Origin of the sequence: Yersinia sp. 1252 StPb PI (genome assembly GCF_048593885.1) — a bacterium.
GTDB lineage: Bacteria > Pseudomonadota > Gammaproteobacteria > Enterobacterales > Enterobacteriaceae > Yersinia > Yersinia enterocolitica_E.
In genome coordinates this window covers 1-20,940 of sequence record NZ_JAZGQE010000076.1, presented here as the reverse complement: position 1 = coordinate 20,940, position 20,940 = coordinate 1, and the positions used below count along the sequence as shown (strand labels likewise).

The window sequence follows — 20,940 nt, the reverse complement described above, 5'->3', positions numbered from 1 at the left end:
AAATTTGCCATCACAAACATATTTGTTTTTTTCAGTGTGATAATTAGAGGTTGCGCGGGGTGTCGCCCACCCCTTGCAGGATCCTTATTGCCCCTCATCGCTTGACGATGCATTCATAGTTGACGCCACAACGGGCCATTCAAAAAAGCAATCGTTGCAGACATACCACTCTTCAGTTACGCCATCAATTGTCACATTTTCTTTTTCAATATCCATCGATCCGCATGCAGGACAAATCAACAATGCTGAACTGGTCATTTTATACTCCGTATTTAATTTTCAACGCAGAGATTGAGGCTTGATATGCCGACTTTACAGAATTAGCCTGGGCCTGAAGTGTTGCTTTTTTTGTTGCTTCCGTTGAACCATCAAACAACCCAGCATTACCCCACGCAGTAGACAGTGAGTCGACATCGGATAGATACTTCTTGTTCATCAACTCAAACTCCTTTTTATAAAGCTCAGATTTTGGTGGTGGGTCTAATAATTTAGGGTCAGAGAACAGGCTCCCGTCATATGTCCATCCAATTGATACGGCATCATCGCATTCAACCGTCTCACCGACTTCTGGACTCCAGTCAGATTCTCCATCCCACACCACTATGTTAATTACTACGCCATTGAGAACTACAGCATACTTATTCATTAAAAATACTCCCACACAACACAGTAGCCACTAGCACCATTTGATCCAGCATAAGTCGTTCCAGAGGCCCGATAATTACCAGCCCCGCCCCCACCTTTGGTTGGTGAAATTAGTGAGCTTCCGACACCTTGTGAATACTGCCCCCCATTTCCTAATTTTGAGTCACCGCCAAACCCCTGAGAGCCATTCAGCTTAACTTGCAACCCCCTATTACCTGGTGCTCCAGCGCTAGAATAAGCACCCGTACCTACCACACCGCCACCGCCACCGTCAGTCGTAGCCATGTCGCCAGTTCCTGTTGCAACAGCCCAGCCCGCAGACAGGCCGCCGTATCCACCTTTAGCTGTGGCGAGAGAGCCGAATGTGGTATCACTGCCTGACGAACCATTTGCAGGTGAGCTATTGGCAGCAACAAGGCCCATAGCACCACCCGCCCCGATGGTTATTGTTGTTGCTACTGGATTGTTAAAAATAAGAAGGCTATACCCGCCACCGCCACCGCCACCGCCAGCACTTGCACCAGTGGAGTCCGCAAGATAACAACCACCACCACCGCCACCACCGCCCACAAGTTCGGCAATGGCTAACTTGCAACCGGCAGTAGGTGTGTATGTTGCTGATGAACTGAAAAGCTTAGGTGACCCCATCAGCCGCCCAGGGATCCCAAGTATCACTGAATCTTGATAAATATTGGTTCCATCGCATAAAATGCTGGCAGTCATTCCTGATGGAATGGCAACACCTGTTCCAGCCGTAGTTTTAGCTGTTACGCTAAAGTTTCCAGCGCAGTTGTTAACGATCGTCCACTCTCTCTTCCATGCTGGGAATATGAGATTGATATTGGCAGTTAATGTACCCGCAAGTGTAATGCGCTCATTCGCTGCTTGTAGGGCCGTCAGAGTAACGTTAGCCGCTGCCAGCCCTGTTATGGCGGTTGTGCCGTACGTGAACGCAGGAACCCATCCTGTTAGCGTCCCATCTGTATTTTCTGGGTTGGATGTGTTGGCATCAACAGTATTTAGCCAGCAGCCAGTGAAAGTTGAATTACTTAACACTGCACCTTTTGGGTATCCAGCGATGTCTGATCCAAACGTCGAATCAAAAACATTCAATGCTCCTGCGCTAGCCCAGCGGGCTAGGCTTGAGAGTTCATATAATATCTGGTTCATATCCTGGCCTTTTGGCGGCAATCCGCCCGCAGCCTTAAGGATCATTGTTATAGGTGGAAATCCTGAGTTATACGAAGCAGAGTTGTCGCCAGTTGGGGTTGTGGCTTCGATATTTTCTCTCGGCCCGTTGACCCCAAAAGGAACTGGCTGTTTTTTTGGATCATCAGTTCTATTCATTTATATTTCTCTGAAAAAGGTTCCATCATTGAAAGGGTATGCGTCTTCTGCAAATCCGAAATACGGAGAAACTATCTGCCTAACGATTGCAAGAACACCGCTTGGTATTGGGAGTACTTCATAATTTTCTAAAATTGATATCTCATATGGTTCTAATTTAAACTCGCAAATTATCCCCATTTTCATATCGCCATAATCTACGCAAAAAGACCTCCCACGCCCAAGGAATAGCATTGTGAGAAACTTGTTGATGTCTTTTATTGTGGCAATGCTTATATTTGAAAAGGCTTTGCACAAAATTAGAGTTCGATAGGCCTCATTGCTTAATCTTACTGTTTCAGTTTCTTGTACCCCTGCATAAAATGGACTATCCCCAAATGGGGCAGGATACCCGCCGCCATCATCTGCTTCAGAGAAGCCGAAACAGTCATTGTCTATTCCAGCTCGAATGTAGCGGGAAACTCCAACAACCTTTCCCCACATATCTAGACCAAAAGTTTCACACGTTGTTATATTCCAGACTTTTTTAATAAATTCGTCTGTGAAGTCGGCTAGGCTTACGGCTTGATTGAATGTGTCGATGATGGAGAGGATTCTATTACTTGCTGAGTATTGCGTTAGGATTGTATCTTCTTGGCTCACACTAATATCACCTCAATGTCAGATTGTTGAATTGTGGGGATCTGGTCTATGCCTGGCGTTACTGATTGCGTAAATGACAATCCATCAATAGATATTGATATAGATGAAATATTCACATAGTCAGGTGAAATTGAAATTACAGGGGCGTAATAAATACCGGCATTAATTCTTGCACCAATTCTAGCTTTGGTTATTCCTTCATATTCTCCGTTAAAAACACGTTCAACCATCGTTTTAACTTGAGATGAGATATCAGAGGGAAGGTTCTCATTTGTTTCTATTTCTACTTTGTAATAAATCCGTACTGGCGCGACTTTTTCCCACTGCATATCGTAAACCGGATATGGTGCACTATAGTTTTCTTTGTCTTCAATGGAGTAATGGGTATTCCCGTTTAGGTTAGCTCCGGGGTTTTTCCTGCTTAATATTGCATTGGCAACATCAGCATCTTCTCCTCCGTATACGCCTATATAGATAGAGTTGGCAACGACGGGAAAGTTTGTTGTTCCTTTGTTCACCACTGCGGCCGTCCGGTTTGACCAGACATAGGCGTCAAGAACTCCATCCGTCTCAAGCAATACAGCAAGTAATGCTGCGTCAGTATTACTACCATTTCTTGCCACTGACTGGCGACGGCGAGTCTCGAATGCTACGCGGGATTCGACATCAATACCCACCACGCCAGGCGCATCATTCGTGATCGCATCCCAGCCCGAAACGGTCGCATATATTTGGTTTAACTCGCCAGAGCCGCAAGGTATTGGGCCGGTAGTTTGATTTTGGAATTGAACATCAACGGAGCCAGTTGGCCCGATAGTGGCAGCATTGATTGACTGGTAAATATATCCAGCCTCATCTTGCGCAGTGCTTCCTGTTGGGATCAGTGTTCCTACAGCTCCGTTACATGTTGCAGTGACAATTGTACCTTGTGCTGATATCCGCTCCTGAAAATATATCCTCCCTATACCATCCTGAAAGCGGCCGGTGGCATAGTCAGGATTAATCTGGTTGAACAGGCAAAGCAAAGCATCATAGTTTGTGGCGATGATCTCTGTGTCTGACTGCGATATTTGCCCCTGCGGTGATGATAGTGACTGGCTAGCACCGCCACCCATCGCTGAGTCTAAGTCAGTTAGTCTGCCAGATAGGACATCTGCAATATCAGGAACAAGCAAACCGGTTTCTGTGATGGTTACGCCGGGAACCGCTGTTTTCAAAGTTGTCATAGAATTACCTGTGATTGGTTCCCGTCTCTATCAGTCACCAGAATGGCCCCCCGCGTTTTACGTGTGTTCTTGTCGAAAAACACGTTAGCGATGGCTTGGCTAACAATGGGTAATTTCTTGGCTTCACCTTCCATCTTTTTGGCGATATAGCCAGCGGATGGGCGAGAACCTAGCACCTCTTCTTTCCATGGAATTCCCAGGGTATTGTCGTAATAACACTCACCAGAAAACACCAGGCAGGCTGATGCGACATCTTGAGCGACAGCATAACCACTATCAGCAATGGCAATGTTCCCATTACCATCTAACGTTAAGTCCCATGTATCAGGATCAAGCATTAAGGTTCTGTATGTCATACCTGATTGTCCGTAGCGTTAGATGTGATAGTTGATGATCCGCCCTGAACGTTTACAACATCATGATCATGAGTGTTGTATTTGTCGCGTAGCTCTTTGAGTGATGCGCTCTGAGTTCCAGCATTGTCAGTGATATTACCTCCAGCCCTAATTTCCCCGCTAACATTCAGTAATGGCGTAATAGCATCAATTCCATCGGGAGCGGTTATATTTGCCTTTGAGCAGGTTATATTTACTGGGTTGGGGGATGTGATATTTATCGCACCATCTGTAAACTCAATGAACTGCGTTGGCTGTCCATTCAGAACGCCACCAAAGTAAATAGCATCTGATTGCGAGTGATTTCTGAGGCTGCCGGGAACAGATTCTTTCCGGGCAGAACGCGCAACTGATATGTCCACATCGCTCACTGCGATAAGCCCAATATCACCAGCTACCGGGTCCATGATTATTGCACTCCCTCCGCGCTGTAACCGCCAGACAGGGATATTGTAGATCTGCGAACCACGTATGATAGTTCTGTCACTACTGCGAACCTCTGCTACCAGCGGCAATACATCGACCACAAGATTAGGTGCTGTGCCACGAACGGCGGTTACAGTAGCAAGTCTGATAAAGTAATTTGAGTTGAGTAGCTTACTGAATGATGAGGCGAATGCATCACTGTCATTGGATTGATTTTGAGATTGAGAATAAGGGTTATTCATTGGTTATTCTCCTGCATCATTCTTGATGCTTGACACACTGTGTGCCAGCTCCCTCCTTCAGTCCATGAGCTTAGGAAGTGCTCAACGACATTCAATAAATATCTGCCGCTGGCGTTGGGTAGTGATGTAACAAGCTCAATTACTCTGCCTTGGGATAGCAATGTGGAGAATTGAGTTTGGAAAGTTATTCCGTTTTGCGAGAACACAGGATAGCCAATCAATCCACTTTCTGAAGAGACTAATGGAACAACATCATCTATTGCCGACTTCTCCGGCCATACGGTTACAACATTATCGAAAATCTGATATCTCAACCCATGTGCAAGGCATATGTCCCTTATTTGATCCATTGGACTACCGGCAAAGTTAGGGCTTTGAGCAATAATTCCATCAAGTCCGTGAGCGTTTAATCTAAATCCAAATATATTGCAGATTGCACCTAGCATTGTTGATACAGGGACAGCACCAGGCTGTGAGAATGCGCTAGATGATGAAGTCTTCAGGCTTAATCCAGCAACCGCATTCATAATTAGAGCGGTCTCTGGTTGACCATTCATGTTGGCGTAACTGGCGAAAATGCCACCTGAAAATATTTTATTTACCCCAACGTAGACGCTAATGCTCGTGTCTTGTGCTGGAGTCCATACCCCTATACCTTTACCTGACAACATGGCTAAGCGATCTAAACTAAGCCCGAATATCATTATTTCCGATTGTACACCGCCGTAACTTCCATACGAACCAACCCGAAATGAGGATTTAACGTTATCAATGCTTATTTTGTCATTTCCCTCTTTATCAAAAGATCCATTCGATAAAGCAAACTCATAACGTAGTTCTTTTTTGCTATACAAGTTCAGCCTCCGTTATGAAATAAAGAGGAAATCTATCCGCAAGCCCATCCCATTGAGGATCAGACTGACCTTCATTATCAAGAAAAAATAAATCACCTCTAAACCCAAGATATTTGTATCTGACAATCTTATTTGCATACAAGCATGGAACGCCTTGAAGTATGGGGTCGCCATTGACTGTGAGATCCATATATATAGAACTATCTCTTTGTATAATCCTTATTAAGCAACTTTGACCTTCAAGCGTTATAAATATTGATTGAGATTTTTTATTTTCCAGCGTAATTACATTCATGTTATCTCGCTTTTTATAGAGTTAACTAGATTGGTTGTTTTATCGACAGCCGATGTGGCAGCCTCAATCAGAGGTCCCTTAACTGTATCAATAGCAGAGGTGAACCCTGTTGATATTACCCCAGTTACATCATCTACCGTATCACCAACTGCTTTTTTCAAGTTAGTCCATGACTTTTGAAGTTCGTCAATTTTTGATGGTGACGAATCTCCGTTATTGGCACCCTCTCCAACTCCGGTATTACCGTTCTGAGTCCCATCTTTTGTAGGGGTGCTTTTTGCTTGAGTACTTGATAGATGGACCTCCATTTGTTGCCTAATTTCTTCAAATATCAGACTAACAACCAGCAATGACACCCCACGCTTACTATTTACCGAGTAGCTACAATCAACAAGGTCATAGCTTTCATAAACGTCTTTTGGCGTGTCGATATCATACGTTTCCGCAGCGGAGATCATGTTTTTTATTGTGGTAAGAGTATCTGACTGGCTGGTAAATGTTAGGTTGAATATATTTGGTATAGAACCAGTTAATCCAGTGAGTCCAGATATAACCACGTCACATACAACCCTACCAGGACGAACCACTTTATTGATAGATTGGTACTTGCCATTTTCAATAGGAGCAGTGACAACGCTAGCTCCCGCGCTAGGCTGGATTGATGCCATACCACTGAATTCTAGTGCCGTGGTTGCCTGCCCATGATTTCGGATCGAGTATGATGGATGGATTACGCTATCAATAATAGACAACGGAGAACCACCACCAATAGCGTTGAATATGTCGCTGGTGTTTATGTCTATAATGCTCATGGTTACCGCCAGAAAGAAAAATTCCACCTGAGTAGGCTGTTTTGCGTGTTATTGCATCAGCTAATGGGTAAAATCATCGAAAACATAAGGAAATTCATATGAAAATAAAGACCAGTTTTACTGGTGCAGTCCTAGCAACGGCATCACTTCTTATCGCGTTTTACTCATCGGCAAAAACACTCAATGCTCTAAGTGATTATCCTATGGAAGTAACTACTATTATTAATGACATAAAAAACGAAATGGTTATGGTGAAGTCATTCAACGTTGAAATATCTGGTTGCGACGTTAATGAAAAAATGATGAAAATTGAAAAAATCACAATGGATTCTGATGATAGATACCCTGAGAAAATGACTTTTTCCGACATGAATAACGCGAGCATCAGTATACCGACAAACTTCTCATCATTGGATAATGCTAGTCGTTCATGGGTTGATGGTATATTTTCCGATAGTGACTGGGTGTATGTTCAATACTCCATGTGCGGTTCTGGTGGATTTTCTCAAATGACAGCAATATCCAAACATTCAAAGCGATTCCCTCAGGCCGGAATTACAATAAATAAAGAAAAGTAGTCTTAGTAATTTCCAGAGATAAACGAACCAGTCATCCCACTTCGACGAAGTTGCTCTTCAATGGATTTCTGTATTGCGTCAACGCTTTGAGGGTTGCTATTAACCTGAACAGTTCCAATGTGTGTAGTGCTAGTCTGACTGTTGTCGCTGCTTTGACTATTTTGAGGTATTGAAGACATTGATGCGGCATTAGCTAGATCGCTACCATAGTATTTCGATACCCTGCCAACATAAGCGCTTGTTTCTTTGTTCAGGTCTTGAGGTCTTGATCCTGAATTAATCCACCTATCCAAGGCCCCTGGTCCGACATTGTATGCTTTAAGTCCAAGGTCAACGCTTCCGTATTTATTGATTTGCCGATTAAGGTACTTCCGTGCCGCCTCCCTGGATTTTATCGGGTCCTTTCTTTCATCAACCTCATTATCTACTCGCAGCCCCATGTCTCGAGCCGTTCCCTCCATTAGTTGATATGCGCCCACAGCGCCAGCCTTCGATACAGCCTTCGAATTGCCACCACTCTCGGCCATCATCAGCGCATCAAGTAATTTTTCTTCGTCATATTTCCCATCACCTTTCAGCAAGTCAAGGATATCTTTATCTTTTATTCCCTTCCACCACTCCCAAGCCGAATTGCCCTTTAGCTTTTTATTCATATAGCCGCCAACATCTATAACCGGCTTGTTGAACCCAGATATCAAGTTGAAGTTGTCTGATACCTGCGCCCACTGATGAATGGCATTATTATTACCAGCCAATGCCGCGGAAAATTGCCGAACCCACTTATCTGCATCTTTGAAGAAATCAATAACATTACCTCCGTTTGCGGTAACCCATTGATTAAAAGTCTCCATAAGAGCCACAGCGTCGGGGCCAAAAACCTTAACCAGATTATTCCCCAGGCTCTCTGTAGTCTGGTCTAGCTTCACCATAACCTCTTTCACTTCCAGCGCCTGTTTAATCATCTGCTCAGTATTGTTTGAAGTACCTTGAAATTTCCCCTGCTTTTGGTCAAGAGAGCCATCAAGGATTGATGGTAGCAATGATGTGTCATATCCAAGTCGCTGAATATAGGTCGACGCTTGTTCTTTTGGAAGTTTACGCAACGCCTCTTCAACCTTTTTAAACATCTCGCCCGGATCTTTGGCCCCAATGATATCCACCCCAACTTGTGAGCCTAGTTGTAATATTGCTTGGGTAGAATCGTCCGGTGCTCCCATGCCCGATACTGACCAGTTTTTGGTGTTTTTTAACTTCACTAATGCACTAGTTATCGCCTCAGCAGAACTACCTACCGATTCCGCACCTTTCTTCCAACCATCAACCTCTTTAGGATCTAGGTCTAGGAACTTTGACGCATTCCCTAAATCAACAAGGCTATTGGTTGCCGAGGTAAACAAACGACGAGTCCCTTCAATGGACAGGGCCAAACCTAGGAACTTGGCAGTTCCGGTGACAACACTACCCAATGCTTCCTTGCCTTCTTTGCCAAACTCCTTGGCGCCCTTGGCAGCACCAAAGAATCCGCCACTGATAAAACCAAATGGGCGCTTGGTATCATCAGCAGTACGGCGCACTTGGTCACCGACTTTCTTGACTTCCGTGCCAATGCCTTTTGTGCTGGTTTCCGCCTCACCCAAGGCATCTGACACATTTTTGCCAAGGCTCTTAGCTCCCTCTTCGACCTTTTTCTTACCAGAGAGAAATTCCTCGGTTCTTACAGTAACTTTGTATGCCAGCTCTTCTATAATCACCGTGGTTTCTCCATATGCTGCCGCCAGGCAACGCTGTTGTGTGCTTCCACCGCGATAACTTCCAGCAGATTAAACATATCCCTCACAGACAGGTCGTTCTGCAATTCTGCATACGTGGCCTTCCCTGAGCATATAACTGCGTATATGTTCTTAGGGATGTTTACCGTTGCGGTGAGTTTTCGCGGTGGAGTTGGGGTTTCGAGGTAAGGAAACTTTACTTGGCGGCGAGTGATAAAAAACCAAAGTTCAGTTCAAAAACCTTATCCTTCAGTGTTCGAATGGTTGAAATTTCTTCGAAGTCGAGGGGCTTGATAGCTCGGTTAATATCTTTCCCTTCATTAGTTATGACAATCTCTACTGTCGATAGAATTCTATCGGAAATAGGTCGCGATACTGATGCAGGAGCGGCAGCAAGAACAGATACACCTACCGTAGCCAAACCTGCAACCCCCATCGACACAACGTCAGCCGGTAATGAGTTGAATTCACCATGACCCATGGCCCGGTAAATCTCTTCCGAAAGTTCTTCGGCATCCCACGCTGACATCTCAGTGATAATGAACTCCTTGCCCTTATCTCTGCCTTCATCTTCCACGATATACGTGATTTGTTTTCTGGACATTATGCGGCGCTCGGTGTGCAGGATTCAAAGTGGAATATCGCGGGCCGTGGTTGTAATACCCGCTTGCCCGGAGGTGCTGGTGTCCACGTATAGAGCACCCCATTCACAAAGTTATACTTAATATTAAGGGCTGGGATGGTCAGCACTGCGTTGCAAGCAAACTTAGCTACTGCGGTTCGCTCGGCTGCGTACCAATCCCCTATTAGCTGGGCAGCGTTAGACGTCGCCATTAGAGTGATAGTCAGCTCCGTTGGGTTGAAGATAAAGCCAGCATGGTATTTACCATCTGCTGACATCATATCCTCAGCGTTCTGCAATGCGCCGGTATCAAACATATCTTCAGCCGCGTAATCATCAACATCAAACCCACCAGGGTAAAACGATGGCACGATGATACGCAGCTTCGAATTGGCACTTGTAATATCGATAGGCATTTTCAGTCCTTACAGGATATTTGTTGAGGTCATGTCGATGCTTTGAATCAACTGCCCGTCGACGTAATAGAAGATTGCACCGTCAAGGCTGCGCTCGGTTCGTGATGCACCTGTTTGCTGAGGGATGAAGAAGAACCAGCCCTGCGTATACAGCACGTTGGAAATGTCAGTTCCCACAGCATCATTAACGATGTTGATTTGCGCCTGATCCAACGTAACGCCAGCACGAATAGCGCCAAAGTTAATCGCATTGGTAGCCACATCAATCACAGCAGCAGATATGGAAGCGTAACCACCGGCATTGAACGCATATGAAGCGTTATTGGTGAACAGGTTAGCGAATGCGGCAACAAGATTGGCGTTGATCCATACTTGGCTGATGAAGCTATCAAGCCACAGGAATTTGCCTGTGATAGCACCATCCGACACGTAGTTAGCCAGTGTCTTGTTCTGACCGTATGCGCCATAGAAGTTATAGCCATTTGACTCTAGCGCGGCAGCAGTTGCGTTATCAGTTACGTTTGGCGCGATACCTGCGAATGCCCGGAATTTGTAAGATACTCGGCCATTGGTTCGGTTGAAATTAAGTGATGCAGAGTAAGCCAGCGCCAGCACTGCGTAGATATATGAACCATAAACAGGGAACACATTTTCATAGCCATTCAGAATGACCACACTTTGAACGAAGCACAAATCATTATTGGCAACTGTCGCATCTTCCGATGTGTCATACATCGAGTAGGCATAGCGGTTAGTTGATGCGCTTACCCATGCACACAGCTCTTCTTTTTCTTCGTCAGCGAGATCAACCAGGCTAGCGGTCATCACCCAATCCTGATTCTGATTTACAATCGCCGCCATTGTATCTGTAATGCTGGTTATATCAGATCCGGGAGAAGTTGTAGCTGCGGTGTCAGCGGTTAGTTTCAATGCAGTTGCAGTGGCGCTAACGGATGCTTGGGATACAGAACTGCTTGCCCCTGTAGAGGTTGAGCGAATAAAAAACCTGCTCTGAATAGGAAGCCAATTAACCGTAGCTCCTGCGCCTATCGAGGCAGCAATTAATGTAGCTGCTTCGGTAAAGCTTGTGGCTCCAGATAGATCAATAGCTGAGGTGGTTAATGGAACGCCATCCAATTCTAATGTGATTGTTCCAGAAACCTCTTGTAAGTCCGAAATTTTCACGCCTTTAAAGCTTCCAGACAAAAGCCATCCATAAGCAGGGGCGCGGACTAGCCGACCAAACAAGACTGCGCCAGGTCGAACAGTGGAATTGTCATACCCGGACATATATAGCGACGCGGCCAGGTATTCTTTGCTGGTTGTGCCAAGGGCGGCACCAACGTCTGCCGCGCTGGTAAACTCTGAAACCTTACCAACAGGCAGTAACTCGTTATCGGATAAAAGAAGACCGTAAACATCCAGCGCGGTACCGGCTGCGTTTACAGTAGATGGCGTGATCTTAAAGTCACGCGATAATGGAATTTTGCTCATTGAATCGCCTTTTCAGCTTGAACGTAAATTAGATAGCGGCTGGCGCAGCTATGACGGCGGCGCTGATTACAGAATTGGGTGTTGGTTCATCCACTTGTTCAATAGTGAAGTGAACTTTGTCAAAGTAGTCCTGCGGAACATCGATAGTAATGTGAACCTGTAGCGAGACGGTCACCATGTAACGCTCTTGCCACTGGTTTTCGCCGTTAATCATTGGGGCCTGAATAGCCTCAGAGCTGTAAAGAGGTGCCACTCGCTCATCAATGGATTTAATGAGGTCATATGCATAGCCAGTGCGAAATAAGGTCTCCAGAGCGATAGCCCTATCCCCAGCGTTATCGCCGTAGATATCAACCTGAATATCGGCCTGTCTAACTTCAGTAAAACCAATGGCGCTTGTTGTTGGTGACCCGGTATCTTTCTTGATTTCTCGGCTGGTTGAGTGACGCTTAAATCTCAATGGCGTCAGAATGCAAAACTGGCCTTTATCCATTGGCACTCGGTTAGCCTGGGCCTGTTCACACTTGCCGATGAATGGCTCTGCAAAGTCAGCCAGCACATCAATCACGTTATCAATGGTCATATCATTCATGGCGTCACCTGCAACTGGACAAGCAATCGGCACCAGTCTGGCCACAACTCCAGTGGTTCAATAACAAGCCATTCTTCACTGCCAATAATAAAAAGGTCACCGCCGAGCACTTTTTGACGGTTCACGCCGTAAAAATTCCCATCAACATGAATCGATTTGAGCAGGCCGGATATGTTTAGCCCGTCCACATGCTTCAAGTCGCCAGCGGATAGAGGCTGCAACTGAATAGTGACCGGCGCGTCAGGGAAATACTTGGGGACCTGTTTCCGGCCCTCACCATTAGTGAAACCATCAGACCGGCGAACAAGTGCAGAAATAAATGGGTTTACGCGGTTAATGGCAGGTTTAACTATCCGATGAAGGTTCAATTTCTCCCACCTCGTAATTAACATCTCCGGTCATGACTTTAGTGTCAACCAAAGGCTTATCAGATTGGTTAGGGAGCACCTTTCTCGTTTTACGAATGTGAAGAGTTACATCAGAAAGTTTTGGCTCCATGAGGGTGGTTATAGATTCCTGTACATCTCCTTTGATTTGAGCGCCCACAACCTCAAGAACTTGCGTGGTATCAATTCCAGCGCGAATCCCCCTGGCTACCGTTTCGGCCCAATCTCCAGACTTTTCACTTATCGCGTTACGAAAGAATGGGCGAGGCGGTTGGTTATTGCTGGGATTTCCGTACTCGTTAATTGCCGCAACCATTGCCACGCTAGTTCCGTCTGGATATGTAGAACCATCAACAAAGCCAACCTTTACTTGCTTGGATTCCAGAGATTTGCTGACCTGCTCCAGAAACTCGGTTATCTTCCCCGCCATAACTCACCCCGGATAGTATTTCGCCATGCGGTAGACTTTTGTTGCCTGCCAGAAATCCATGCCATATGGGCTCTGCGTGTACCACATGTAACGAAATTCCACCGTCCCAGCATCAAAGGAAGCTGATGCGCTTCCCTCAGATGCTGATGCCAGGCGACCAACAATTCCCGTTCCACCGTTACCTTTATCATCACCAAATCGCATGTATGCCAAATGCGCCATAAGCATGTAGAGCAGACGCTCGCGCTTTATGACGTCATAGACTAATGAGAATTCAGAGTTGTTAAGGTAATCGGTGGCCTGTTCAAACAGGTAAGGGAGTTGTTCGTCGGTTACATTGGAGAACTCAGGGAACATGGCTCGGAATTTCGTGATATTGAGCACCACGATTGCCATGCTTAATCCTCTTTTTGTGGTTCCACGCCGCCAGTGGTTTGCGATGCTTGCTCAAGTCCTGTCTTCACTTTCGCTCGTTCAAGGCTTGCATCTTTAGCTGATTCCTCATCAGAAACGGCAAAGATAATCCCGTTTTTAATGAACTTAGAGTCAGCGTGATTTTTTTCGAATGCTTCCCATGCTTCTGCAGGAACATCCTTCGTCATGCCAAAGCCATTTACCAGCTTGGATGTGTTAGCCCCCGCCAAGGTAATGACTTTATCTTCATGCCGAAACGACAAGCCGCAAGGAAGTTTACAGCCGATAACATAAGTGGATTTTTTAGCTGCCATCTTAAACTCCGAGCATTTGAGCAAACAGGAACGGCTGAGTGATTACCGCGCCGTAAGTGGTACCGGAGTGTTTCTGTTTCCAGCTTGATGTCATAGTGATGATTGGATGTGCACGAAGCTTGTCGCTATATGCACAATAACCAGCCTGCTGGCCCTGAGCAGTTTCAACGAACATCTGCACCAGTTCACCCGCATCCGTATCGTACTGTGGGGCAACTTCAATTCGGATGTTAGTGAAGGTGTCTTTAACCATCTTCTCTACGGTATTACCGAAGATTTCGTTAGCACGCTTGAACCACACAGAAGCGTTAGGACTCATCACCAGAACCAAAGGTGATGCCATATCAACACCGTCACCTACCGCACCATTAGTGCGAGCAATCAGATCTGCATACAGATCCAGGACATCGTTGTAAATATCCACTACCTGCTTATCTTTCCACAGCGTTTTACCATCAACGGTGGCTGGGGTAATCGGCGTAGGTAGTGCTGGGTCGTTCAGGATTCCGTAGTTTCGCAAGCCGGACACACCGTAGAAGTAGAACTTGTTCTGCGCCTGATTCAGCGTCCATGCAGCCGCACGCTGCTTCTCTGCCACATAGGGCAACATAGTTAAACCATAACGTTCTTGCTCCAACTCGCCATAAGTGACCATGGTCTGATAGCGATACACCTGGCGGTCTTCCCATCCAGGTGTAACTTGGTTACCACCTTGTTCGCTGTAATCGTCATACGCTACAACATGACCAGATTGTTCAACGCGCTGGATCATCAATGTATCTTGAGCCCACGCGCCTTTTTTCTTCTCGCCCAGAATATCGACGGCCTTTTGCTTGGCGAAGATAGTACGGACGATTTCAGGATCAATGAATGAAGAAACGATTGCCGGAATACCGCCGTTAGGTGGCATACCTGGCTGAACATCAGCATCCATTGCAAATTTAGTTACTGAGGATGGCAAGAAAATGCCACGCGATTCGGCTTCCGCTTTAAAGGCTGCGAAATCAGCCTGAGTCAATTGAGGCATTATGCTTTGCTCCATGTAGAGATAATCAGTAAATCACCAATAGCGGCAGGGCTGGCGACATACCAGTCTGTTTCTACTGCACCAGAGATTGTTGCACCAGCCGCGCCAGTTGCCAGCAGGCCCGTAGCAAGAACTGCAAACACCTTCTGACCGACTGTCGCTACAGTTGTAGAGATAGCCCAGAAGTCGCCGCCCACAATTACTGATGCTTCACGGCCTGCTGAAATAGTCATGCTGTTGCTTTGCAGATAATCGATAGTGGCATTGGCATTGTTTTGTACGAAACCAACGGGCTTTCCAGTGCCAGTGTTATCCAGTCGTAACAGGTTGGTAGCATTGCGCCATGCGAACCGCGCCATGATTAGGCCGTTAGTGCCAGCCTGAAATGCGCCTGGGCCACCGGCTGCGGCGATAATTGGAGATGTTGATGCTGGCTGCCCCGCCTGACCGACACCGGAGTAAATTTCTACGTTTTGTTGGAATGACATATTATTTGCCCTCGAAGTAGTTTTTCACGGCAGTGCGCGAATCGTGGCTAATTAGCGCTGCGTCATTTGCCATCGCAGGGCGAGAGTAAGCTTTAAACACTGATTGAAGTGAGGCTGATGGTAATGTTGCGTGGTCTGTGCATCCCATTTGTTTCAGGGCTGTGCGGTAAACTTCATCAGCGCTGTCGCAGGCCAGATCACCAACAACAGGTCGAACATCACGCTCAGCTTGGCGAAGGGCTGCAAAGCGGGCTTCAACGCCTTTAATTGCTGAGTCCATGGCTAATCTGCTGTCGTTTGCCATTTTCTCTTTATCGGTATTATCAGCTTCGTCTTTGGCTAATTTGTCTTTCTCAGCCTGTTCTTCTTCATCCTTCGCAAGCTTTTCCTTTTCTTCTTCGGTCATCTCGTCCTTCGCTGTTTTGGGAGTTTTGTCATCATCTTTAATGATTTCTTCAACCCTCTTCTCCACCTCTTCCAACTTTTCATCGTTAGCCAGTAACGGCTTGATGAACGACATTAATTTATTAAGTTTCGACATCAGTTTGAGTCCTGTAGGTAGTGAGTCATATACAAATACATCCGGGCCAGCCCGGCCACTTGGCACGATTGCCACATGGTTACAAACGATGTCACGCATAACGCCATCGTATGGTTCGCCCTCGTACTCGCCCGGCGTCATGTCGAGCCGATAACGGTATGAGGATGAGATTTCACGCTGCTGCTTGTTCTCTACGCCGATAATGGAATTCACATCCCAAATAACGAGAGAGTTTTTCAAATAACCATTTTCGAACACGGCGTTGCTGCCAGTGGCTCCAATGATTGATTCTTTCGGTGGGTTTAATATGGAAACGGCAATATGCGTATTAAGCAGCGGCTTGTTGTTGAACGTTTCAACTGCGAGTTCCAATTCTTTCGGATCACGCAGCAGGCGATAGGCTTTATCAGGCTCTAAGCCATGTTCTTCCCAATTAGGTATCTCTTTGCCGTAGTAGACGCAGACGTTAGCCTTACTGATTGGCGTCAGTTCAACATGAAGCATCCCGTCAACGTCATAGCGGCGAACGCTCGCCTTATCGAAGGCAAACTTCACATCTTTCATGTTCTTTCCTGTTTTTCAGGCAATAAAAAAGGCCGCCTAAGCGACCTTGATTTTGTGAGGGGGGATTACTTTATTAATTTCGAAAAAATATCACTCTGACTATCGCTAGTCTTTTTCACCGATTCGCGATCAAGAAGATCTTGAACCATTTTATTTACCGCAGAGAAAATAACTTCATCATTTTTCATCTGCTTAATTTTTCTTGTGCTGTGTCTGCGAATTCCCATATCAACCTCGTCTAGTTGTTCGTCATGGTTAAGTTGGCAGGCGGTGACGATACCGCTTTTCGGGAGCGACCCTAGCCTAATTTTATTATACCTTAAAACGGCAATACTGGCTTCCACGTACACCCGCAATTCCGCTCTTCTCCCGGCAACACATACTGCCCCTTGTCACCGATTGGCAACCCCTTGTCGAGGTCGAACTCCTGCCCGTTAGCATGAACGTGCTTCTTGCGAGGTTCGCTACCGCCGCCACTGTGTAACCAGACGCCTCGCTTAATCCCTGCCGCTTGTTGCCTTGCATTGGACAGTGCACTGGTAGCCTTGCGTACCTGGTCACGTGCAATGAATTCAGCACGCCTGCGAGTAATGCCGTGACGCTTGCCAAAGTTAGCTTCTATTTCGTCAGCCAATCCTTTGCGGTCGCCACCCTTAGCTACTGAGCGAAACACCATCGATTCCACTTCAGTGAAATACTTCTCAGGTATTGAGCGAATAAGAGAAACATTTTCAGAAATGATAGCCTCTCGCTTTTCGAGCATAGCCTCAGTCCACTGCATGTTAATTGTTACTGAGTCTTTACGGGCAGCAGCAAGTAATGAGCGGTCAACAGCCTCGCCAGTCTTGTTTGTCACTGATTCAGCAGTAGGCAGCGCCATCTTAATGAAGCGATCCACCCACTTCTTAGATAGAGCACGCAAAGCACTGCGCAACAATTGAACTGGATTAGCATCCATCGCCAGTGGGTTATCTTCAAATATCGGGACGATTTGCTTCTTAACATCGTCATTCATTTCTCTGATAACAGCCAGTAACTCTCTGCGATACCAAATGATATTACCGGCGTTATAGTTGACCGCCCGAAGGCTTTTACTCTTCTTCGGTTTCCGGTTCATAGTCGCCCTTCAGGTTTTCGAATCCTGCACCTTCAATGCTTTTAAGTGCGTCTCGCGCCTCTTCAGAGTTAATCAGCATGCTATCAGCAGCAGCAACCACTGTTTCAACGCGAGTCTTGTTGATGTTGGCGCGGTCTTCATCACTGACCTCATCGAGCGGCCTGAACTCGAAGTAGAGGTCTGGCTTAAGTTCACCGAATTCTGACAGTTGGATAATCTTGAAGATGTTTTCAATTGCACGGCGGTAATCCAACTCCTGAGATCCAGAGATTGTTTCATGCCATGTTTCTAGCTCGGAATCTCCGCTTGCATTAAGCCCTGCTGGAGCATTACCAAACATCTTCAGGTTGGTTGCGCGGGAAGGGATGCAAAGCTGCTCCTGGTAGTTCGATAGGATGTTTGACAGCTCACTAAGAGATGTCTGCTGATGGGTTAGCTCTTCCTCTTTGTCATGCACCCAAAGCCCGAAGTTGTCTTGATACTTTATGAACAACTTAACGCGCTTATCGAACTCGCCTGGCTCCTGTAGCCGAGCATCCATGTCGGTTTTCAATCCACGCATGCGCAATGTCTTGAGGATTTTAATAACGTTCTTTTTAGCGTCACGCCAGTCAACAACGTAATCTTCCATCAACTGCGTTAGAGACAGCCCACCAAAGTTATAGGATGGCTTCAGGATGTCAGGAACCGGGCGGCTAACGATATCGATGAATCGAGACTCATGCACCGTGTCTCCCATTACGAACCATGCTTGAGGTTTGTAGAAATCCGGTCTCAGCGGCTTGCTTGAGTTGTACATCGCCGGGTAAACCCAGTTTGGGTCTATACACCGGAAGCCTTTCAGTGATCCTTTAGTTATCTTGCGCGGATCAAGAAATAGCGGTTTCGCATTCTCTATATCGTCAGCTCCAACATCGATAAAGATGTGTGCCACGCCATATTCTGAGTCCTGCCTTACAGCCTCGTGAATCAAGCGCTTGATGTCGTATTTGGTCAGAGCTAAATCCATCAGGTCGATATCAGGATCACCCTCTTCCGTGCTCTTCACCTCAATCCAGTTACGCGTCATCTCATCAGCCATGATGGTATGCATGTTCGCATACTCAACCTGCTGAGACATTGCCGCCAAAATCGGGTAGCCACGAAAGCCAGAATATTCACCACCAATCGACATGCTGTTGATGACATCGTAAGGCGTGGAGTCCATAGCTAGAGCAGATTCTTTTTTGCCCTCTGGAATCACACCTGGTAGCGGCACGTAACGTTTAAACTGAGCAAATGGCTTTTCGTCATTCGCAACAGATGCTGCTTCAAGATGCGTATTTGTAATCTTCGCCAGTTCCCGCCGAGGTGCTTGCACGGCTTGAGCTGTTCGCACAGCCTTCTTTCTTGTCATGTCAAAATCTCGTCAGGAATGTGGAACAGCACGCCGGACTTGCCTTTCATCTCAGTGATGGCATCCATCATTGGATCAAGTTGGTCATCGTGCGTGTTGAATTCAGGGTTAATGGCTTCCATTTCAACGAGAAAGTCATTGATAAATACAGCTTCTTTAGGGAGTTTTATGTAGCCGGACTCTATATACCCCTGCGTGTCCATGAGGCGGGTGTATTTGTCTTTGTCGCGCTGAATTGCTTTAACAGGACATATGGCATCTTTCCGAATGCTTTGAATTAACCCGGTGCCAGAAGATTTATCTTCTATTGCCATGTGGCGTAGCGGGCCATTTTTGAGTTGTTTCGATTTAGTCCAGAATGCGACCGCTCGCCTTTTTAACTCGTCCGATTCCCACTTACCGCGGATCATGTCGATGAGGTACATGTAACCATCAACGCCCAACCCCCAGTGTTCGAAAACAGAGAAGTCATTCACTTCTTTTATTTTCTGCGCGGTGTCGCCGTAGACAGCTCGCCATTTCATGACGGGTAGCTCTTTATACTCACCAAACCAATGAGTCTTTATCAGGCCGCCGCCCCGAGTTGTAGGGCGCTGCTGATAGAGCGCATTCCACACCAGAGAGCCACGCTGTTTAGCCTTGTCTACGAACGCTTGCGGCATACGCTCAGGGAACAGGATTTCACCTGGCTTGCGGAGTGAATACTTCTTGCCGTTTAGTTCGTGAAACTCTTCCTGCTCTGCTTCCATTGGGAAACTGATGACTCGCCATTTTTCTCCACCCTCTTCAGCTAGCTTTAGCAGTTGGCCTGCAAGGTCGTTTTGATGCCAGCGGGTCAGGATAATAACGATGCCATTCAGGCGAGGGTCAGCACGCGTGAAGAAGGTTGTGTCATACCAATCCATAACTGAAGACTGATAGGTTGGGGAAGATGCTGTTTTGTAGTCTTTGGCCGGGTCATCAATGATGCCGATGTTCATACCCTGACCGGTGATGCCGCCATTAACACCAGCGGCCCGGTATGATCCGCCCTGGATATTCCCCTTGCTGTCTATGACTTCCCATAGCTCTGCGGTGCGTATTGCTCCGCCTGAGCCTGTTCTGCCAGAAGCGAGATTGGTGTCAGGAAATATCTCCTGATAGCGCGTCGAGCCGATGATGCGCTGCGTGTCGCGGGACATGCGGTTAGCAAGGTCAGACGAATACGAGCAGGCGATCACATTCCAGTCGGGATGCTTACCCAAAACGTGAGCGGGAAAGCGTCTTGATGCCGCCTCACTCTTACCGGAACGAGGGGGCGCAAATATCATCAGCCGGGGCATCAGTCCAGCCTCTGCATCTATCAGGAACTGGTCGAGCTCCGCAAAGAGAAGTTCGTTAAACCAGCCGGTTTCGTACAGAGGGTTGGTGTATAGCGTGAAGTCCAAAAGGCTAGTGCGAGCGTTCTGAATAGCCCTTTGTTTGAATGCCTCAAGAGTCTGTCTGTTTCTCGCTGAGTTGTGATCTGTGACGGCCATGACCCAACTCCTTTAAGCGGTCTTCTAATTCTTCTTCTGAGAGGTCGGTATATTGAATTGGGCCACCATTTGGCCCTGAGTGCTCATTCTTCACATTTTCTTTAAACGCCTGCACATCGACATGCTTACCGAGCAACTCAAGGTTTTTCACTTTGTCAGGCCACTTAATCTTTTTGAGAAATCCAGGCGCATCACCCGACATCTCCGTGACGTCAATACCAGAAAGTGTTGTGCGCCATGTCTTGGGCCAATCTTTAATCGGCTTTAGTTCGCCATTGGGGAGTAAGATGTCCAAGACATCCATCTGGTCTATCTCAACTAAGCGTCGAAGTACGTAAGCTGCGTCAATGCCAACCTCTTCACAGCGCTCCCCCTTAAGCTCTGCGATGCG

Annotated in this window: 28 protein-coding genes; 1 reads left to right on the top strand and 27 read right to left on the bottom strand. The window is 46.6% G+C overall.

Annotated features, from left to right (window positions below; genetic code table 11):
• Window positions 1-84: 84 nt before the first annotated feature.
• The 10 genes from V2A85_RS12740 to V2A85_RS12695 form a co-directional block, all read right to left on the bottom strand.
• Window positions 85-258, bottom strand: a complete 174-nt coding sequence (locus V2A85_RS12740; protein WP_420071584.1) for a hypothetical protein — start codon at window positions 256-258, stop codon at window positions 85-87.
• Between the two features lies 1 nt (window position 259).
• Window positions 260-646, bottom strand: coding sequence for a hypothetical protein (locus tag V2A85_RS12735; RefSeq protein WP_420071583.1), 387 nt, complete (start codon window positions 644-646; stop codon window positions 260-262).
• Window positions 646-1,815, bottom strand: coding sequence for a hypothetical protein (locus V2A85_RS12730; RefSeq protein ID WP_420071582.1), 1,170 nt, complete (start codon window positions 1,813-1,815; stop codon window positions 646-648). Before V2A85_RS12730 ends, V2A85_RS12735 begins: the two co-directional genes overlap by 1 nt.
• Before the next feature lie 177 nt (window positions 1,816-1,992).
• Complete coding sequence (locus V2A85_RS12725; RefSeq protein ID WP_420071581.1) at window positions 1,993-2,634, bottom strand: DUF2612 domain-containing protein; 642 nt, start codon at window positions 2,632-2,634, stop codon at window positions 1,993-1,995.
• Window positions 2,631-3,860, bottom strand: a complete 1,230-nt coding sequence (locus V2A85_RS12720; protein WP_420071580.1) for a baseplate J/gp47 family protein — start codon at window positions 3,858-3,860, stop codon at window positions 2,631-2,633. Before V2A85_RS12720 ends, V2A85_RS12725 begins: the two co-directional genes overlap by 4 nt.
• Window positions 3,857-4,216: a hypothetical protein gene (locus V2A85_RS12715; RefSeq protein WP_263697750.1), complete on the bottom strand. Its 360-nt coding sequence runs from the start codon at window positions 4,214-4,216 to the stop codon at window positions 3,857-3,859. The genes V2A85_RS12720 and V2A85_RS12715 overlap by 4 nt, the downstream gene beginning before the upstream one ends.
• Window positions 4,213-4,923, bottom strand: a complete 711-nt coding sequence (locus V2A85_RS12710; RefSeq protein WP_420071579.1) for a phage baseplate protein — start codon at window positions 4,921-4,923, stop codon at window positions 4,213-4,215. The genes V2A85_RS12715 and V2A85_RS12710 overlap by 4 nt, the downstream gene beginning before the upstream one ends.
• Complete coding sequence (locus V2A85_RS12705) at window positions 4,920-5,777, bottom strand: hypothetical protein (RefSeq protein WP_420071578.1); 858 nt, start codon at window positions 5,775-5,777, stop codon at window positions 4,920-4,922. Before V2A85_RS12705 ends, V2A85_RS12710 begins: the two co-directional genes overlap by 4 nt.
• Window positions 5,770-6,072: a phage baseplate plug family protein gene (locus V2A85_RS12700; protein ID WP_420071577.1), complete on the bottom strand. Its 303-nt coding sequence runs from the start codon at window positions 6,070-6,072 to the stop codon at window positions 5,770-5,772. The genes V2A85_RS12705 and V2A85_RS12700 overlap by 8 nt, the downstream gene beginning before the upstream one ends.
• Complete coding sequence (locus V2A85_RS12695; RefSeq protein ID WP_420071576.1) at window positions 6,069-6,884, bottom strand: hypothetical protein; 816 nt, start codon at window positions 6,882-6,884, stop codon at window positions 6,069-6,071. Before V2A85_RS12695 ends, V2A85_RS12700 begins: the two co-directional genes overlap by 4 nt.
• Before the next feature lie 98 nt (window positions 6,885-6,982).
• On the opposite strand from V2A85_RS12695, the gene V2A85_RS12690 reads away from it, so the two are divergent.
• Window positions 6,983-7,462: a hypothetical protein gene (locus tag V2A85_RS12690; RefSeq protein WP_420071575.1), complete on the top strand. Its 480-nt coding sequence runs from the start codon at window positions 6,983-6,985 to the stop codon at window positions 7,460-7,462.
• 2 nt (window positions 7,463-7,464) lie between these two features.
• Here the strand turns inward: V2A85_RS12690 and V2A85_RS12685 are convergent, their stop codons facing one another.
• The 17 genes from V2A85_RS12685 to V2A85_RS12605 all read right to left on the bottom strand — a co-directional run.
• Window positions 7,465-9,213, bottom strand: a complete 1,749-nt coding sequence (locus tag V2A85_RS12685; RefSeq protein ID WP_420071574.1) for a lytic transglycosylase domain-containing protein — start codon at window positions 9,211-9,213, stop codon at window positions 7,465-7,467.
• Between the two features lie 214 nt (window positions 9,214-9,427).
• Window positions 9,428-9,835, bottom strand: a complete 408-nt coding sequence (locus tag V2A85_RS12680) for a hypothetical protein (protein WP_420071573.1) — start codon at window positions 9,833-9,835, stop codon at window positions 9,428-9,430.
• Entirely contained in the window at window positions 9,835-10,269 is a 435-nt protein-coding gene (locus tag V2A85_RS12675) for a phage tail fiber protein (protein WP_049525852.1), read from the bottom strand. The genes V2A85_RS12680 and V2A85_RS12675 overlap by 1 nt, the downstream gene beginning before the upstream one ends.
• Before the next feature lie 9 nt (window positions 10,270-10,278).
• Window positions 10,279-11,763: a DUF3383 domain-containing protein gene (locus V2A85_RS12670; protein WP_420071572.1), complete on the bottom strand. Its 1,485-nt coding sequence runs from the start codon at window positions 11,761-11,763 to the stop codon at window positions 10,279-10,281.
• Window positions 11,764-11,791: 28 nt separating this feature from the next.
• Window positions 11,792-12,355 carry a phage neck terminator protein gene (locus tag V2A85_RS12665; protein ID WP_420071571.1) on the bottom strand — a complete coding sequence of 188 codons (564 nt, stop codon included), beginning with the start codon at window positions 12,353-12,355 and terminating at the stop codon, window positions 11,792-11,794.
• The gene (locus V2A85_RS12660) at window positions 12,352-12,723 is read right to left on the bottom strand and encodes a hypothetical protein (protein WP_069009064.1); all 372 of its coding nucleotides are present in this window, start codon (window positions 12,721-12,723) and stop codon (window positions 12,352-12,354) included. The genes V2A85_RS12665 and V2A85_RS12660 overlap by 4 nt, the downstream gene beginning before the upstream one ends.
• Window positions 12,701-13,171 (bottom strand): hypothetical protein, encoded by a 471-nt coding sequence (locus tag V2A85_RS12655; RefSeq protein ID WP_420071570.1) that lies wholly within the window; start codon window positions 13,169-13,171, stop codon window positions 12,701-12,703. Before V2A85_RS12655 ends, V2A85_RS12660 begins: the two co-directional genes overlap by 23 nt.
• A gap of 3 nt (window positions 13,172-13,174) precedes the next feature.
• Window positions 13,175-13,567 carry a DUF4054 domain-containing protein gene (locus tag V2A85_RS12650; RefSeq protein ID WP_420071569.1) on the bottom strand — a complete coding sequence of 131 codons (393 nt, stop codon included), beginning with the start codon at window positions 13,565-13,567 and terminating at the stop codon, window positions 13,175-13,177.
• A 2-nt stretch (window positions 13,568-13,569) separates the two neighbouring features.
• A complete protein-coding gene (locus V2A85_RS12645; protein ID WP_071666853.1) occupies window positions 13,570-13,899 on the bottom strand; it encodes a hypothetical protein in 330 nt (109 codons plus the stop codon).
• Window position 13,900: 1 nt separating this feature from the next.
• Window positions 13,901-14,926 (bottom strand): hypothetical protein, encoded by a 1,026-nt coding sequence (locus V2A85_RS12640; protein WP_420071568.1) that lies wholly within the window; start codon window positions 14,924-14,926, stop codon window positions 13,901-13,903.
• Complete coding sequence (locus V2A85_RS12635) at window positions 14,926-15,414, bottom strand: structural cement protein Gp24 (protein ID WP_420071567.1); 489 nt, start codon at window positions 15,412-15,414, stop codon at window positions 14,926-14,928. The genes V2A85_RS12640 and V2A85_RS12635 overlap by 1 nt, the downstream gene beginning before the upstream one ends.
• 1 nt (window position 15,415) lies before the next feature.
• On the bottom strand, window positions 15,416-16,519 hold the full coding sequence (locus V2A85_RS12630; protein WP_420071566.1) for a DUF2213 domain-containing protein: 1,104 nt from the start codon (window positions 16,517-16,519) through the stop codon (window positions 15,416-15,418).
• Between the two features lie 65 nt (window positions 16,520-16,584).
• On the bottom strand, window positions 16,585-16,863 hold the full coding sequence (locus V2A85_RS12625; RefSeq protein WP_420071565.1) for a hypothetical protein: 279 nt from the start codon (window positions 16,861-16,863) through the stop codon (window positions 16,585-16,587).
• Window positions 16,839-17,636: a phage minor head protein gene (locus V2A85_RS12620; RefSeq protein WP_420071564.1), complete on the bottom strand. Its 798-nt coding sequence runs from the start codon at window positions 17,634-17,636 to the stop codon at window positions 16,839-16,841. Before V2A85_RS12620 ends, V2A85_RS12625 begins: the two co-directional genes overlap by 25 nt.
• Window positions 17,611-19,032, bottom strand: a complete 1,422-nt coding sequence (locus V2A85_RS12615; RefSeq protein WP_420071563.1) for an anti-CBASS protein Acb1 family protein — start codon at window positions 19,030-19,032, stop codon at window positions 17,611-17,613. Before V2A85_RS12615 ends, V2A85_RS12620 begins: the two co-directional genes overlap by 26 nt.
• Window positions 19,029-20,549: a phage terminase large subunit gene (gene terL, locus V2A85_RS12610; protein WP_420071562.1), complete on the bottom strand. Its 1,521-nt coding sequence runs from the start codon at window positions 20,547-20,549 to the stop codon at window positions 19,029-19,031. Before terL ends, V2A85_RS12615 begins: the two co-directional genes overlap by 4 nt.
• The coding region (locus V2A85_RS12605; protein ID WP_420071561.1) for a terminase small subunit at window positions 20,503-20,940 on the bottom strand (438 nt) is incomplete at its 5' end. The genes terL and V2A85_RS12605, both read right to left, overlap by 47 nt.

What these genes read in the sequence shown, in the direction of transcription:
- V2A85_RS12715 (WP_263697750.1), bottom strand. Translation starts at nt 4,216, where the DNA reads ATGACATACAGAACCTTAATGCTTGATCCTGATACATGGGACTTAACG.
- V2A85_RS12690 (WP_420071575.1), top strand. Translation starts at nt 6,983, where the DNA reads ATGAAAATAAAGACCAGTTTTACTGGTGCAGTCCTAGCAACGGCATCA.
- V2A85_RS12645 (WP_071666853.1), bottom strand. Translation starts at nt 13,899, where the DNA reads ATGGCAGCTAAAAAATCCACTTATGTTATCGGCTGTAAACTTCCTTGC.
- terL (WP_420071562.1), bottom strand. Translation starts at nt 20,549, where the DNA reads ATGGCCGTCACAGATCACAACTCAGCGAGAAACAGACAGACTCTTGAG.
- V2A85_RS12630 (WP_420071566.1), bottom strand. Translation starts at nt 16,519, where the DNA reads ATGAAAGATGTGAAGTTTGCCTTCGATAAGGCGAGCGTTCGCCGCTAT.
- V2A85_RS12615 (WP_420071563.1), bottom strand. Translation starts at nt 19,032, where the DNA reads ATGACAAGAAAGAAGGCTGTGCGAACAGCTCAAGCCGTGCAAGCACCT.
- V2A85_RS12640 (WP_420071568.1), bottom strand. Translation starts at nt 14,926, where the DNA reads ATGCCTCAATTGACTCAGGCTGATTTCGCAGCCTTTAAAGCGGAAGCC.
- V2A85_RS12695 (WP_420071576.1), bottom strand. Translation starts at nt 6,884, where the DNA reads ATGAGCATTATAGACATAAACACCAGCGACATATTCAACGCTATTGGT.
- V2A85_RS12635 (WP_420071567.1), bottom strand. Translation starts at nt 15,414, where the DNA reads ATGTCATTCCAACAAAACGTAGAAATTTACTCCGGTGTCGGTCAGGCG.
- V2A85_RS12710 (WP_420071579.1), bottom strand. Translation starts at nt 4,923, where the DNA reads ATGAATAACCCTTATTCTCAATCTCAAAATCAATCCAATGACAGTGAT.
- V2A85_RS12620 (WP_420071564.1), bottom strand. Translation starts at nt 17,636, where the DNA reads ATGAACCGGAAACCGAAGAAGAGTAAAAGCCTTCGGGCGGTCAACTAT.
- V2A85_RS12735 (WP_420071583.1), bottom strand. Translation starts at nt 646, where the DNA reads ATGAATAAGTATGCTGTAGTTCTCAATGGCGTAGTAATTAACATAGTG.
- V2A85_RS12650 (WP_420071569.1), bottom strand. Translation starts at nt 13,567, where the DNA reads ATGGCAATCGTGGTGCTCAATATCACGAAATTCCGAGCCATGTTCCCT.
- V2A85_RS12675 (WP_049525852.1), bottom strand. Translation starts at nt 10,269, where the DNA reads ATGCCTATCGATATTACAAGTGCCAATTCGAAGCTGCGTATCATCGTG.
- V2A85_RS12720 (WP_420071580.1), bottom strand. Translation starts at nt 3,860, where the DNA reads ATGACAACTTTGAAAACAGCGGTTCCCGGCGTAACCATCACAGAAACC.
- V2A85_RS12740 (WP_420071584.1), bottom strand. Translation starts at nt 258, where the DNA reads ATGACCAGTTCAGCATTGTTGATTTGTCCTGCATGCGGATCGATGGAT.
- V2A85_RS12665 (WP_420071571.1), bottom strand. Translation starts at nt 12,355, where the DNA reads ATGAATGATATGACCATTGATAACGTGATTGATGTGCTGGCTGACTTT.
- V2A85_RS12655 (WP_420071570.1), bottom strand. Translation starts at nt 13,171, where the DNA reads ATGGCGGGGAAGATAACCGAGTTTCTGGAGCAGGTCAGCAAATCTCTG.
- V2A85_RS12700 (WP_420071577.1), bottom strand. Translation starts at nt 6,072, where the DNA reads ATGAATGTAATTACGCTGGAAAATAAAAAATCTCAATCAATATTTATA.
- V2A85_RS12670 (WP_420071572.1), bottom strand. Translation starts at nt 11,763, where the DNA reads ATGAGCAAAATTCCATTATCGCGTGACTTTAAGATCACGCCATCTACT.
- V2A85_RS12680 (WP_420071573.1), bottom strand. Translation starts at nt 9,835, where the DNA reads ATGTCCAGAAAACAAATCACGTATATCGTGGAAGATGAAGGCAGAGAT.
- V2A85_RS12730 (WP_420071582.1), bottom strand. Translation starts at nt 1,815, where the DNA reads ATGAACCAGATATTATATGAACTCTCAAGCCTAGCCCGCTGGGCTAGC.